Source organism: Virgibacillus xinjiangensis (assembly GCF_042643145.1).
Taxonomy (GTDB): domain Bacteria; phylum Bacillota; class Bacilli; order Bacillales; family Amphibacillaceae; genus Virgibacillus_O; species Virgibacillus_O xinjiangensis.
The window spans coordinates 1-15,005 of record NZ_JBHRSA010000042.1 but is presented as its reverse complement, the minus strand read 5'-3'; the positions used below and the strand labels follow the sequence as shown (position 1 = coordinate 15,005).

Sequence of the window (15,005 nt, the reverse complement as noted above, 5' to 3'; positions counted from 1 at the left end):
AGTGTAATTGGTTAATTATTCAAAGGCTTTTCCAAGAATACACTCAAGTAACATCTCATGACGCAAAAAAAGAGAGCATATGACAATGGATATCATCACATGCTCTCTCTTTTTTATAGTTTTATAGGATATACGTTGAGTTGAGCTCGGGCCGTGGTATTCCTCATTCAGGCGACAGCACCACCCACTCAGGCCACGCAACCGCTCACTCGGGCGACAGCACCGCCCACTCAGACCGCGCGCCTGCTCACTCGGTCGCCAACCCACGCCACTCAGGCCGCACAACCGCCCACTCGGGCGCCGCCTCCGTTAGTCAGGCTACCGCTAACACCTACTCTTCCTCCAAAAACACCTCAACCTGCTTACAGAATTCATCCGTCTTCTCAATCTGGATCCAGTGGCCGCATTTGCTGAACAGATGCATTTCAGCGTTCGGAATGGCCTGGAATGCTTTCCAGCTGTTTTCTGCCGGGATGACCTGGTCTTCTCTGCCATGCAGGGCCAGAACAGGGTGCTTGATTCCCTGCAGTTCCTCGTCGCTCAGGGCGAGCTTGTCTACTTGCTCCTGGCGAGGAGCTGGGAACATGGATGCGAAGGCATCCTGGTTTTCCTTGTCCAATGTCCCTTGGTAGCGAAGTTCAATGAGATCGGAATCCTTCTTGAACTTATCGTCATAGGAAAAGATGTCAATTAATTCCGCCATATTGTCATAGCTTGGGGTGTATCCCCATACTTTATCGAGTCCTTCTGTGATTTCGAATGGTACGCCGGCCGTACCCATCAATACGATTTTATTCAAGAGTTCCGGCTTCCTTTTGGCAAGATGCAGGGCAATTGCTCCTCCCAGGGAATTGCCGACGATGTTGATCTTTTCCAGCCCTTTCGCTTCAATCAGGCCGGAGAGTTGATCAACCCACACGTCCATTCCGTAGGCTCCTTCTTCGAGCTTTTCGGTCTGACCGAAGCCTGCCAAGTCTGGCGCGATCACGTGATAGTTCTCGGCAAAACGTGGCAGGACCAGCCGCCAGTTCGCCCAGGCGGACACTCCCGGGCCGCTTCCATGGATGAACAGGACTGATTCTCCCTGCCCTTCCTCATAATAATACGTATCAATTCCTGCAAATGTCGCTCGTTTTCCTTCAATAGTAACGCTCATGAATGATCCACCCTCCTGGTATGATGTGTATAAATGATTTACTTGTTTACCTGTTTGATGTCAGCGAGAAGCCACTGGACGGCATCCTTTATTGCCGCTTCCCCCAGCTCATGTCCAATAAGGTACGTTCGATAACGGACAGAAGCCCCCTCCGCTCGGAAGAATGCCTCATTTTTCCGTCCGATCTCCGGGGAGAAAATCTCATCATCCTCACCAGTCGACAACCATACGTTCAGATGCCCTACCGGCTGCACCGGATACCTGTCTTTCAGGAATCCGGGAACATAGCCATTCATGGAGACAATGCCACGCACGCAGTCACCGAGCACCATGGCCAATGAATTGGAAAGAATGGCCCCTTGGCTGAATCCGGCCAAATAGACCTGGTCCCGATCCACCGGGTATTCTTCCATCACCTCGTCGATGAACACCTGCAGTTTTTCCATGCTTGCATCAAACAGAGCCATATCCGGCTTACCATAATCTTCTAGATAATAGTAGGCGAACCCTTCTTCATAGGTCAGATTCCCCCTTGGCGCAACGAGGATATACTCATCCGTGACCCCGTCAAATGCCTCCATCATGTCCTTCTCGTCGTACCCGATTCCATGCAGCGCAATCAGCAGTGGGTACGTTCGATCGGCCCGGACAGATTGCGGTGTCTTTACGTCGTAGTGAAAAGTGCCTTCCAAAACAATCCCCCCTACCTCATGGAAACAGGGCATTACCGGAGATGAAGCCAGGTAATACCCTGCTTGGATGGTAAATCTACTTGGTCACCACTGGCGCCTTGATATTCGGTGTGCCGTATTGGAAGAAGTCGTCCGGCAGCTGGGAACCATACCAGATGATTCCTTTTTCCAAGTCTTCCTCTTTCCAGACGACCGGCTCCCAGTCCGGGTCGAAGATGAGGTATCCAGGGTCACCGAAGAGCTCTACCCGGTTGCCGCCCGGCTCAATCACATAGAGGAAGTATGCCTGGCTGACACCATGTTTTCCTGGTCCTGCCTCGATTTTGACATCATGCTCGTTCAGGATCTCCGAAATATCCGAGATGTGCTGCGGGAAGCCGTACCAGTAGCAGATATGATGGAGACGTCCTCTTCCGCCCAGCTGATCCTGCATCATGGCCACTTCATGCACCAGCGGGCTGACACTCATCCAGTCCGCAATATTCTTGCCGTCATTCTGCTGGATACGCTCACGTAAGTTGAAGCCGAGCTTCTCCTGCATGAAGTCACTGCTTGTTTCCAAATCCCCGGCCATCAGGTTGACGTGATCCAGACGGCGGACAGGCACCCCGCGGGTCGGACGCTTCTGCGGACGGTTGAGCAGTGGTGTCTTCATATGATCAGGCGCCTTATAATACTCGACCTCCCACAACAGCTCCATGTTATGGCCATCAGGAGTTGCAAACTGATAGGCCGCCCCTTGTCCGAGGTCATTCTCCGACCAGCCTTTTCCAAGACCAGTAGCTTCAATTGCTTTAACCCTGCGGTCCAAGGCCTGCTGGGATCTGGTCCGCCATGCCACATGCCCCAATCCTGGCTCCTTGCTTTCCGTGACTTTCAGTGTGTGATGGTAGAAATCTTCATAGGCCCTCAGGTAAGCGGACTGTCCTTCGCGTGCCGTCTCTTCCAAGCCGAGCAGTTCTTTGAAAAACCACAGCGTTTCATCCGGTTTCGGTGTCAGGATCTCCACATGTGCAAGTTGAGCTACATCCAAAATTGGTTCTGGTCTCATTATAAATTCCTCCCATATCATTTTATTATTGGTAAACAGACAAACTGGACAAGCAAATTACCACATTGGATGGCCGGGATTTCCAAGGATGGATTTCCCATATCCGACCATTGCATCTTCATAGAGATGCGTCGGGTGTGCAGCGACAGCAATCAGGTCGCGTACAAAGCGTTCCGTATGCTTCTCCCTGTACAAGGAGTTGCCGCCAAGCGTGATCAGAATCCGGGTTCCCAATTCAGCTGCTGTTCTGGCAACATAGCCTCGTCTTGCGAACAGCTCCTCACGCTCTTCCTCGTCCAACACGCGGGTGCCGTTTTCTTGATACTCATGCAATTTGTCCATATATTCGTTAGCGATCGCTTTCAGGGACTTCAACTGGATGTTGAGTTCTCCAAGCAGACGCTGGGTATTGCTGGCATCCTTCTCACTGGAATTGTTGTTGTAGACCCGGATGCGGCCCTCTGTCTTTTCCTTGAAGTCGTTGACCAGGCGTTCCAAGCCACCGATGGCAATTTGGGAAAACCCAGACAGGAAATAGATGATATACGGCACATTGAAGATTTGATAATCCTCTTCATAGTTGCCATCAGGCGCAACTGCACCTTCCACCACTCGTTTCAATGGGAAGATATAGTGCGGCGGAACGTACACATCATCCACTTTCACCGCATTACTGCCTGTCCCGCGCAGCCCGATCGGATCCCAATTCTCAATGAGCTCTACATCTTTTTTGTGGACGATGTACAGGCTCAATTCCGGCTCGGATCCATCCCTCATCTGATGGATGGCACCTAAAGCGATCCAGTCGCACCATAATACCCCACTGCAGAAATTCCAGGTTCCGCTGATGCGATAGCCCTTCCCATCCGGATCATCGGTCACTTTTCCGACAGGTGCGAAAACATCCGCCATCAGGGCGTCGCTGTTATATAATTCATCACGGCCTTCTTTTGGCAAAAATGCCGGCCATGTCTCATGAATGATGGAGAAATAAGTGATCCATGCGGCTGAAACACTGTGATATGCTACCGTCCGGATGATATCGCCGAATGTGTAGTAATCCAAATCCTGTCCACCATATGCTTTCGGACGATGCAGTTTATGGAAACCAGCTTCTTTTATCTTGTCTGCCACGATATCTGGAAGTTTTGCATCCTCATCTGCTTGTAGTGCGTATTGTTCTGCTAGTTCTCCAACCTCTTTCGCTTTTCGAAGCAATTCCTCTCGATTCGCTGTATTTTTGAGAGATTCCAACGTACCGATCGCCATGTTTATGTCCTCCTTTGTTTGTCATCACTGTCACATCTACAAGATGCCTTTTGATTGGTCAGGGTGAAAGCCTCCAATAAAATGAACCGCTTTCATTTCCGTCCTATAAAGGTGAAAACATCTTAGCGTTCCTCTCGGCTGCTGCATCTCTAGCTGTCCATGTGACGTGACTCCTTTCTCTTAACTTAACTATATGGTATCAACTAAAATAATCAGAATATAGAACCAATTCATACGGAAAAATCTCTTTTTCCTCAAAAATTTTCATAGGATACGAGTGAATGAGTGAAAGTAAAATAAACGCATCAAAAAACCAGGCGGTGCCTTCTCTTGGCGTCCACCTGGTTTCATCCTTCTATATTTCCTGTTCCTCCAATAGATCGATATCCATGTCGATGTCCAATTTTCCAAGGAACATCAAGGCTTTCAATGCTAAAAATAGTTGGTAGGTGACATCCGGGTTATTCACCCTCGTCTCCAGCACATCATTGATCCGCTGCAGGCGGTAGCGCAGACCACTGACCGAAAAATTCATGCTTCGGGCTGTCTGTTGCAGATTGCATCCATTCTTAAGGTAATAATACAGCGTCTTGGTCAATTCCATATCTTTATCCTCACGCAGCAGCTTGCCAAGGCTTTTTTCAATCATCTTATCCATCATATTGTCTTCATCCAACTGGAACAGCAGTCCTTCCACCCCAAGATGCTCATAGCTGACAATCGGACGATGTTCGCTCGCAACCTTCAGGGCTGCCAAGCTTTCCTTGTACACAGTGGACGCATCATCAAGGGAAGTGGCACTCGAACTGATACCTCCACTGAATTGGTACTGCTTGAACCGCTGCCCGCAGTAATTGATCAGCTGGCTCAGCATGTTTTCCTTCTGGGCCCAGGTTTCCAAGGTGGCATCCTGATAACAGAGGATAACAATCTGTTCGGCCTTCTGCTCGATCAGCACCTTCCTCCCATTTCCCTGTCTGCCGCTCTCAAAATAGAAATAGATTTGTTCCATGACCTTTTGGTTGCATTCGATTTTGCGCTTGATTTCCGAGGAAGCGTTTACATCCAAGGTTATAATAAAAAATGGTGTCAGTTGTTCAAACCCGAGATAATAGGCACGTTTATTCAACTCCGCATCCGTAATGGTTCCGGATAGGATCTCACCCAGGAAGTCACCACCGATTTTCTGTTTCGTATCGAGACTTGTCTTCTCATTCAATAGGACATTGCCGCATGTCAAGGCAGCCCGCTCCAAGATCATTTGATCCAGTTCCTTGAGCTGCTCCCCGTCATCAATGATCAGGCCGCAATAGCCGACCACCTGTTTCTGGACATATACAGGGGTCAGGAGTTTCCGATGGTCCTCGAACCTCACGATGGTTGTGGCATTGATTGCCTCCAAATCCGTATGGACGCGGCTGTCCTCGAGGAGCCCATCCATGCCCGCCGAGGCAACGATGTCTTTCTCATACTTGTCCACGAACATGGCCGGCTTATCGACGAGTTTATTCAGCAATTGGATGACAGAGGAAATGTCATTGCCCGAATGGATCTCACTCATCAACAATTCATGTGCCTCAAAGGCCTTTTTCAAATTATCCCTCTCCACCTTCAACTCGTCATACGTCAGCTGCAGCTCATCGATCAGGCTGTTCGGTTCATAGTACATCAATTCGGTCGCGATCTCCTCTTCCCATTCCTCTACCGTGCGGCAAATGCTCCGGCAACACCCGTCCCCTTTCGCTTCACATTTATCCTCCACCACGATGACCTGATGGCCCAGGATGGTGGAAAGGTACCCACTGGCATAGCCGGTCATCGTATGGCATACAGCATGATCGCTCTCCCCGAAGAGATTGAGATACTCCTCCGCTTCGTAAGGCTGCTTCCACGTGGCTTCCACATGCATCTTCTTGTTCTCAAAATCCGTATGATGGTTCACGACATCCACATCCAAGGTCCAGCCATGATACACATGCATCTCTGCACCAGCCATCACCAATTCCTCGGCATGCTCCCCGAAATGCTCTATCATCCTCTTCCCATCAGCAACACCGGCATGCCAGCCATAGCGAAGCAGGAATCCTTTCGTACGTTCCTGCCCAATCGTGTCCACCAGCTCTTTCCGGAGGGCCCCAATCGATTGGGACGAGATGGAGACGATCCGTTCATGCTCCCCCTTTTCATAAGCAGGGTTCGATACCTTCTTATATATACGTTCAACCTCTTTATCTTGCAATTTCATCCCCTACACCACCTCTTATCATAGTTTCCTTTTTCCATAGAAGAATACGGACTGCGTCGGGAAAAGAGATGGAACAATGAATCAGATGATGGTTCAAAAACCGACCATCTCCCTTTCCATGTATGGACTCTTTGCCTGAGAATCTATCACAAAAAACATGTCTACTAGTCAGTTTATGGGTAATTTTCAGAAATATCAATAGCCAGTTTGTGCTAATCAGAGAGGGGATTAGAGGGATTTTTAGGCGGGAGTGTGTGGAGGTAGTGAGATACGATAGTGTATAAAGCAAAAGAGCCTGAATCCTAGGTGGTTTCAAGCTCTTAATTAAATAAGTATTCTAGTAACCCTATCTGTTCAACAGAATAAAATTTGTAAAACTCCATCAACTCCAAGTCCTTACTTAAACGTAGCGGATGAAAAGGATGGCTGTCTCTGTTTTTATCAATACATTTAGGTTCATAACCCTTCAATCTCTCCATGACGCACTGGTTCCTCTGAAGATAATGCCCATGATCCACTCTCCAGGCGTACACAATCTGATCGGCAGCTTCAGCAACGGCATCAATTACTTCATCATTTCTATTGCTCTTTTGTAGTGGCACTTTCTTGAATTAAAAGATCCAACTTTGACATAGATATACTTGGATAAAACCAATCATATATTAATTGTCCAGTTCCTTTTTTAACTTGTAATTTAATATTCTGTGCATGTTGCTTTGTTCCTTTTCCTCTTAATATGCAATATAAAACGTCATCCTGATCCATTTGTTGCATTCTCTTTAAAATGATCTCTGCGGAATTCACTGCAGGATACGAATTATCAAAATCTAATAATGTTATAGATTTTATCAACCCTGTATCTATTAACCTTATTAATAAGTCACGTTCCATTTTTGGTATGTCATTTATGCTTCTAATAGATGGTCCCCACATGGAACCGTGATCTCCAGTTCCCGAGCATGGAACTGGAAAACTTGGTTTTACAAGTTTAGACTTTAGTAATTTCAACTTTATTACCGGAGAGTTTTTAAATTTACTTACTTCGTTAATTACATCTATCTCTTCTTTTTGATTAGCATCATTGATTATCCTAAACGTTTTTTGGTTAAGGATTGTATTATAAGTTGACTTTAAACATGAGGAAAAAAATTGCCCCTTAAATTCCAACCCCACCATATCAATCCAGTTTAAGTAGAGTTCTGTATTGTGCAAATTTAAATCTTCATTTATCGTTTTTGTATCAATTGAGACTTCAAATGAATTATCTCCAAATTTATGTATCGTTTTCATCATTTTAGGGAGTTTTCTGATAAAGTAATCCTTAGCAAGTTTCACAAGGGACTTATAAGCTTGGTCATGGATAGTATGCTGTTGATATATACTTATAGGTACAGATTCAAAATATAAACTAAAAAGATCTTTACTAACAGCAATTTTATAATTTTCTTTTTCAATACTATCTATCATCTTTGTTAAATTATTGACAAATGCCTTAAATTCTTCTTTATTTTCATCCTCATTTATTTTTTTATCATCATAAGGCGAGAAACAAAAACAAGTCGGTTCAACTAAAATTGGATGACTCGTTTTATTCATGTAAATCATCCCTTTCGAAAGCGGCTAACATAATTTTCTCCAATTGTTTCTCAGTTTCGTCAAAAAAACCTTCTGGATAGTAATCGATTGAACCATAATTATCAATTTGTACCTTTGTAAAATGTGCTGAATCTCCCTCATCTTTTTCGCAGAAATAGATCTTTAAATCATCATTATATCTAATTTTCCCTTTTGCAATATGCAATCGCATTCTATTTATTAAATATTCACTATGGGTTTCTGCGATTACTTGTTTGCCTAACATTTGTAAGGATACAAAAAAATCACCTAGTCTACTTTGAACATAAGGATGAAGGTGTAATTCGGGCTGTTCGAAGAGTAAAATTGTGTTAGTCTCTCTGGATGACAACCCTAAAACTATTATTGGTAATACTTGACTAACCCCGACTCCCACGTTAGTTAAATCAGAATTACTTCTTCCATCCACATTTGCCTGAAGGGATAAACCTAATTTCCCTACACTATTAACACTTACTTCATGTGCTACACCTATATAAGCTAGCCACTCTTTTACCGCTTCACCTAAGGTTGTGACTTCGGGAATTAGTTGATTTAAATTAAACTCTTCCCCATTCTTAGGAGGGAGAATAGCAGTGATTTCTCTTTTTGAATAATGCTTTAAAACAAAAGCTACATTTTCTCCTCTTGGTCCTACATACATCGGGTCATGGGAACCGTATCTGTTATAATAAACCTTAGGGGCTTCACGTAATGGTCCTAAATAATAAATACTTGCAAAGCGCTTTCTTATATAACTATTTATTCCGCGGAAATTTGTGAGTGTTTTATTATCATTACTAATTCTGAGTGAGTTAATCGGTAGTTTTCTAATATTTTCTTTCATATTTCTTATTTGCTCTAGTCCATTATATGATTTGGATAAATAGTTAAGTATATAATCTAGCTTTTCATTGTCCATTCTATAAAGGAAAATTTTAATTAAACTATAAATTTCACTTAGATTAAAGTCTCCAAGAATAGTCTCAAGATACTCCTCTATTTGTAGAATAGTATAATTATTCTCTTCTTCAGTGGTAGGTGTATTTCGTAATTTTCTACTATATATTTTTAATAACCTATAGTTATTAAATTTATTTTTTTTAGAATCATCTACTACCTCAGGAAAACTATCCAGTATGGTAGTAATTACATTATTTAAAACTTCATTTTTAAATTTGGCTAAATGCAAATTGAATTTGCAAAAAAGCTTATCAGGAAGAAAAGTATTTGTATTAACAGATATAATATCTTTTTTATTAACTTCCCGCCTGAAATCTAGTTCTATCCCCTTGCATTTTGATAAAGAATACAGATCGGGCGAGTCCAAAAAAGCTTTTTTATTAATGACATCATACTTATTAAGAATTTCTCTTCTTAAATTTTGTTTTCTATCAATTGATAGCTCAAAAGGAAATCCTTCAATCTCTCCCTTAATAGTTGAATTGAGTAAATAGGGTGCATCTTGAATATTATGTTGTGTATTAGAAGTGTTTTTGTAATTTAATGATAAATCAATAACAGAATAGTCGTTTAGATTTGTGTTATTTAATTCGTCGTAAATTTCGTACGTTTCATTATCTAATTCACTTTCATTAGATCTAAAAGTTATGGAAAATCCCAATTTCTCATCTTCTGCCGCTACATTATTAAATATATCTTTAAAATCCCCCAATGATATATACGCACCATTTAAAATTAAAGTTTCATCACTCACGGGGTTTTCTATAGTTTGTTTTAACAAGAGTAAAGATTGAATAATTGTACTTTTACCACCACTATTTTGTCCTGATAAAATAGTGATTGGTGCGAGTTCAATGTTCTCTAAGTACTTAAAAATTTTAAAATTAACTAATCCTATATTAGTTATCAAAGAATCACTCCTCCCCTAATCTATTATTAAGTATATCAAAGATAAACTTGCGATGTGGTAAAAAATACCAAATAAGGGAATAATTATGTAGTTTATAAAATAAATTATTTATCAGAAAAATAAGATTGACAGATTGAGAGTAGCTAATACCTGGAATTTTCATGATTGCATAGAGTAATGTAACAACTGCTAGACTAAACTGGCTTTCACGCCATAAAAGTGACAAATGGGATGGTTTTTGACTTGCTAGGTAATAGAAAAAGTCGCTTTCTAAGCAGACTGATGCCTGTATAAACATAAAGTTGTCCCTTGGTCATTTTCAGCCTATATGGAAGGCAACCTGGAGGCTCGTTGACGAAGAGTTTTCGGGTACCCAAAATTTCTTTTACCATTTCCCTGAATAGTTGAACGACCCAAGAAAACCGTTGAGTAAAAATCTAGGCGAACCAAGCGGGTTCATTACTCGAGCATTTTCTTGTGTGGCGGCTATACCGCTAGCTTGAAAAAGATGTGTAATAAGACATTCAGCTTGTTTGGAACTCTGACTTTCATCACAAATGAATGTAGCATTCTCATCTTGAGGTTATAATAATTCGATATTATGGATGGAGCCTTCTTCCAATATCATGATGACTTCCCCCCTTATAAAAGCATCCGCTTCATAAGGTTAATAATATATATCACTAAAAGTGCGTAAGAGCCAGTTTAGTTTATCGTTTACAAGGAGCTAGGAGTCAAATGAATTACAGATTAAAAGAGCCTGAATACCTTAAGGTTTCAAGCTCTCTATCCAAAGACTTCCGTGCCAACAACCAAGCGGTCCTCTAATTTGTCTCTGGCCATAAAACTTCCTTGCAATTACATTTATCTAAAACGCCATCAACTCTAAGTCCTTCTTTAAAAACAGTGGATGACGCGGATGGCCGCCTTTATTTTTCAGAATACATTTAGGTTCATAATCCTTCAACCGTTCCATTACCTGTTGGTTCCTCTGATGATAATGTCCATGGTCCACTCCCCAAGCGTAAACAATCTGATCTGCAGCTTCCGCAATGACATCAATCACTTCATCATTTCTACTGCCGATGGGATCCTCCACTTCCAAGAGTTCTTTCGGATCGGATGTAATGTAGGCGAATAAGTTTACGACTACAATGCCTCCATACCCCCAGCTGCGTGCAAAATTCACACACCTGTTCAATGTAGGGTCGCAAACATCATAATTCCCAACACTAGGGTTCAGCATGATAAAAAATGCCACTATTTTCCCTTTTTCATCCCAGATACACTCCAGTGCATATCTGTACGTTGGATCTTGGTCATTATCAAATTCCACTGCTACAATTTCATCGTCTCTCCAGTACCGATGGCCTGGTTTTAACATAAGCCCCTCCCCCTTTACTACAGTATAGCAAAAAGAGGACTGAAAATTTCACTTAATCTAAAAACAAGTGTATCATCCGCGCATAGGTAGAGTGTTCTTATCATTTATATAACCCTCCCCCACTACCACAAACCCACTCAATCCCCATCAAAACACACGATTCGTATGCTGTGATTTTGCTCACCAATTTTTACCAATCCCCGTAGTATAGTGGGTACTGTCAATGTGTCAAGGAAACATACATCACTTTGAAAGCGGTATCCCGACAGCCAGAAAAACTCTACCATTACCTCTTTCCACCCCACTAAAAGGAGCCGAATCGATGACCCAACAAAAACCTTCATTTGAAGAGATCTGCCAGCAGAATGAGCGGCGGATCCACTACCAGATCCACAAACTGAACATCAGAGACCCGCATCAGGAATACTACCAGGAGGGGCTTTTTGCGATGTGGAATGCGTATGAACGCTATGAGCCGGACAAAGGCCCGATGGCCACCTACTTCAACTATATGATCCGCAACCGTATGATCGACCTGATGCGGAAAGAGAACCGTCAGCAGGAGCAGCTCGCCAACTATATCGAAGAACAGAAAGCAAGCCACTCTACTGCAGCCTCACCTGAAACAGATCCACCGCAATACTTGTCGCGCGAATTCTCCGATCTCCTTCTGAGCAATCCCGCACTTTGGCAGCAGCTTAAATCCCAGTTAACCGAAAATCAATGGAAATGGGTCTACTATGCCGTGATCGACAACATGCCCATCAAAGAAATCGCCATTCAGGAAAACACGACCTCCGAAGCCGTCAAAAGCTGGGGGAAACAAGTACGGAAGAAGCTGCGCACCGATGAATTCCGCCAGCTGTTGAAACAGGAAATGAACCTTTGACCGACAGCGGGCTCCATCTCTTCGGGTGAGCCCGCCTCCTAAAAAAACACATAGACAAGGAGCAGGAACATGAACTACATTAAAGAAATCAATGCCTTCTATCATAAATTGGACTTCCAGCCACTTTCCGGAGCAGCTGTCTCCCTATGGCACGGCCTCATGCATTTCAACAACCGTTGTGGATGGAAGGAGGAATTCTCCGTCACAGCTGCCGTCCTCCAAGCCAAAGCCTGCCTGAAGCCGACCACCTTTAAAAACGCCCGCGAGGAACTCCAGCGCCTCGGTTATATCCGTGTCATCAGCCAAAGCGGAAACCGTGCAGCTATCTATCAAATGATTTCCCAGCAGGAAGAACTATTTGGACACACTGCTCCGACCAACCAGGTGCAGGCAGAAGATGCAAACACCGATCTAACAGAAATCCTTTCAAAACCTGATGTCCTTCCTGATGAGATTTCCGACCACAAACCGGCCCACACTTCCGGCCGCACAACAGACGACAAAAGCGGCCACAAATCTGACCGCAAACCTGACCCATTATATAAACAAATACATAAACAAGACCAAACCAAACAAAACCGACCTGCAGCAGAAGACGCTGTCCGTTTCCACCAGGAAAACTTCGGAGTCGCCAGCCCATTTGTTGCCGAGGAAATCATCAGCTGGATCGATGACACCAACGAGAAGCTTGTCTTGCATGCCATGAAGCTGGCCGTAACCCAAGGAAAAACCAATTGGCGATATGTCACAGGAATCCTGAAGGCATGGAAGCGGAAGGGAATCACGACGGTGGAACAGGCAGAGTTGGAGGAGAAGGCATTCCGCCAGCAGCACGTAGGTAAGCCCCACTACAACCAACATCAGCCACAAGAGGAGATTGTGCCGGATTGGTTCAAGGACCGCAAAGAAAAAGCTGCAGTCTCCTACGAGGAAACTACAGCACTACCAAAAGATGCGAACCATGAAACGGAGGAAATCGAACGGTTGCTTGCGAAAGTATCGGGGCGGGAATGTGAGGTAATTGCTTAGCGAGTGTGACTGGTATCACCCAACCGGTAAAGAACATGACAAAAGCCACAATGTCTCGTTGTGGCTGCTTTACCAGAAAAACGGACAATGGAAACCCCTATTTCCCTTTCTCGGAAACAGCTTTTTGATAAATCTCCTCAAATCGCTGCCGGAGCTCCTCTAGATCCTCCTTTTCCAACTCATACCATCGGTCAAGATCCAGGATAAACGGCTGTTCAATGCCTTCATCTTCAAAGTGAAGCAGGAGCTCCCTCAGCTTCTCTAAGTCATCCACCGGTCTTCGTCTCCGCTTTTCTTCTCCGTAGGCGATATAATCCAGGCTGGAACCATAGAGATCCGCTATTCTCATTAGCGTTTCCAGCGGGGGAGTTCTGTACTGCCGCTCATATTGCCCATATACATTCTGTGTAAAACCTAACATCGCGCTGACTTCCTTCTTATCCCAGCCACGTTCGGTACGCAATTCTTCCAGGCGTTTACCCCAATCTGGTTTCATGGTAGATTTCCCCCTTTTGCAGGGAAATCTACCATTCTCCAAACAACAATCGAGGAAAACACACGAAAAGTGTTACAGAAAGTTTAAAGAGGTAGATATAAGTACTTAGCAATCGATTCTGGACATGTTGTCAATAATGCTTCACATGCCCCATCGTAGTTATATAAGTAATACAAGCGAAAATTCGCAAATGAATTCACTAAACTAATCTACCCTCCCCCACCTATCCCACATAATATGGTAATCTATTAACAACAAAACTTTTCTGAACACCAAAAGGGGATCCTACATGCCTTTAGACTACAATAATTCCATTCCGCTATACATACAGCTGAAAGAGAGATTGGAACAACGAATAACAAGTGGCAGTTATGGCCCGAAGATACCTAGTGAACGGGAAATCATGGATGAATTCTATGTGAGCCGCAGTACGGTAAGGCAGGCCGTGGCAGAACTGGTGAAGGACGGGGTGTTGACCCGGAAACCGGGGCGCGGTACATTCGTGGCGTTGAAACCGATTGATGACTGGCTCGGCAGTTTGAGCAGTACGACCGAAACCATTGAACGGATGGGAATGCGCTCAGGCGCCAAGCTGCTGAAGTCGGAAATTATCGAGCTTCCGGATCATCTGCAGAAAGAAACAGGGCTGAGCCATGCCTTCCATTTCAAACGCCTGCGGTATGCCAACCATACTCCCATGGGAATTGAAAACCACTATTACCCGATAGAACTCGGTGAGAAAATCAATTCCTATGACCTGAATGAGGTCACCCTGTATGACTTGTTGGAAACCAAGCTAGGCATCAATACCTTTGAAGCGGATCAAGTGATCAAGTCTAGCACGCCATCCAGGGAAGATGCCAAACTGCTTGGAGTCTCTCGTCACGACAGTGTGTTGGTCACGGACAGAAAGCTGATGGATATTCATGGCAGCTTCGTAGAATTCGAGCATGCCTTCTACCGCTCTGATATGTACTCTTTTAAAATCAAATTATCACGCAAGCATAACTGACAGCCCTTCTTCCTAAGAAGGGTTTTTTTTATATCCCTCTATGCAACTGGTACGAACATTATGACAATATTTCCATCCTTTCGAGCCTTCCGTAAAATAGGAACAAATAAAATGGAGAAAGGTGTGGACTTTTTGAATTGGTATATTGTTTGGATTGTCTTCTTTATCGTCGCAATCCTGGGAGTCGGGATCCACTACTCCCGAAAAATCAAAACAGCAGATGATTATATGAAGAAGGACATAGGTTGGATCCACCTCTGCCATCTTATTGATCCACCCCGGACAAGAAAATGAC

At 43.9% G+C, this 15,005-nt stretch carries 14 protein-coding genes; 4 read left to right on the top strand and 10 right to left on the bottom strand.

All coding sequences use genetic code 11. The features are described 5' to 3' along the window. Positions 1-331: 331 nt before the first annotated feature. The 9 genes from ACFOGI_RS10655 to ACFOGI_RS10615 all read right to left on the bottom strand — a co-directional run bounded on the left by ACFOGI_RS10655 (position 332) and on the right by ACFOGI_RS10615 (position 11,284). Positions 332-1,156, bottom strand: a complete 825-nt coding sequence (locus ACFOGI_RS10655; RefSeq protein ID WP_390272211.1) for an alpha/beta fold hydrolase — start codon at positions 1,154-1,156, stop codon at positions 332-334. A 38-nt stretch (positions 1,157-1,194) separates the two neighbouring features. After that, positions 1,195-1,848: an alpha/beta hydrolase gene (locus tag ACFOGI_RS10650; RefSeq protein WP_390272210.1), complete on the bottom strand. Its 654-nt coding sequence runs from the start codon at positions 1,846-1,848 to the stop codon at positions 1,195-1,197. 76 nt (positions 1,849-1,924) lie between these two features. After that, complete coding sequence (locus ACFOGI_RS10645; RefSeq protein ID WP_390272208.1) at positions 1,925-2,899, bottom strand: catechol 2,3-dioxygenase; 975 nt, start codon at positions 2,897-2,899, stop codon at positions 1,925-1,927. 57 nt (positions 2,900-2,956) lie between these two features. Next, positions 2,957-4,168: an acyl-CoA dehydrogenase family protein gene (locus tag ACFOGI_RS10640; protein ID WP_390272206.1), complete on the bottom strand. Its 1,212-nt coding sequence runs from the start codon at positions 4,166-4,168 to the stop codon at positions 2,957-2,959. A 355-nt stretch (positions 4,169-4,523) separates the two neighbouring features. Beyond that, positions 4,524-6,413, bottom strand: coding sequence for a XylR N-terminal domain-containing protein (locus ACFOGI_RS10635; RefSeq protein ID WP_390272204.1), 1,890 nt, complete (start codon positions 6,411-6,413; stop codon positions 4,524-4,526). Positions 6,414-6,733: 320 nt separating this feature from the next. Then, positions 6,734-6,946: a hypothetical protein gene (locus ACFOGI_RS10630; RefSeq protein WP_390272352.1), complete on the bottom strand. Its 213-nt coding sequence runs from the start codon at positions 6,944-6,946 to the stop codon at positions 6,734-6,736. 46 nt (positions 6,947-6,992) lie between these two features. After that, positions 6,993-8,009: a hypothetical protein gene (locus ACFOGI_RS10625; protein WP_390272203.1), complete on the bottom strand. Its 1,017-nt coding sequence runs from the start codon at positions 8,007-8,009 to the stop codon at positions 6,993-6,995. Next, a complete protein-coding gene (locus ACFOGI_RS10620; protein ID WP_390272201.1) occupies positions 8,002-9,900 on the bottom strand; it encodes an AAA family ATPase in 1,899 nt (632 codons plus the stop codon). The genes ACFOGI_RS10625 and ACFOGI_RS10620 overlap by 8 nt, the downstream gene beginning before the upstream one ends. Before the next feature lie 868 nt (positions 9,901-10,768). Then, a complete protein-coding gene (locus ACFOGI_RS10615; protein WP_390272199.1) occupies positions 10,769-11,284 on the bottom strand; it encodes a DUF1643 domain-containing protein in 516 nt (171 codons plus the stop codon). 322 nt (positions 11,285-11,606) lie between these two features. Between ACFOGI_RS10615 and ACFOGI_RS10610 the strand changes: the two genes are divergently transcribed. Beyond that, the gene (locus tag ACFOGI_RS10610) at positions 11,607-12,173 is read left to right on the top strand and encodes a sigma-70 family RNA polymerase sigma factor (protein ID WP_390272197.1); all 567 of its coding nucleotides are present in this window, start codon (positions 11,607-11,609) and stop codon (positions 12,171-12,173) included. Between the two features lie 69 nt (positions 12,174-12,242). Beyond that, complete coding sequence (locus tag ACFOGI_RS10605) at positions 12,243-13,202, top strand: DnaD domain-containing protein (RefSeq protein ID WP_390272195.1); 960 nt, start codon at positions 12,243-12,245, stop codon at positions 13,200-13,202. 97 nt (positions 13,203-13,299) lie between these two features. On the opposite strand, the gene ACFOGI_RS10600 is transcribed toward ACFOGI_RS10605, so the two are convergent. Then, complete coding sequence (locus ACFOGI_RS10600; protein WP_390272194.1) at positions 13,300-13,698, bottom strand: helix-turn-helix domain-containing protein; 399 nt, start codon at positions 13,696-13,698, stop codon at positions 13,300-13,302. A 289-nt stretch (positions 13,699-13,987) separates the two neighbouring features. On the opposite strand from ACFOGI_RS10600, the gene ACFOGI_RS10595 reads away from it, so the two are divergent. Continuing rightward, positions 13,988-14,710 carry a GntR family transcriptional regulator gene (locus tag ACFOGI_RS10595; protein WP_390272192.1) on the top strand — a complete coding sequence of 241 codons (723 nt, stop codon included), beginning with the start codon at positions 13,988-13,990 and terminating at the stop codon, positions 14,708-14,710. A gap of 111 nt (positions 14,711-14,821) precedes the next feature. Further along, entirely contained in the window at positions 14,822-15,004 is a 183-nt protein-coding gene (locus ACFOGI_RS10590) for a hypothetical protein (protein ID WP_390272190.1), read from the top strand. Position 15,005: the final 1 nt, after the last annotated feature.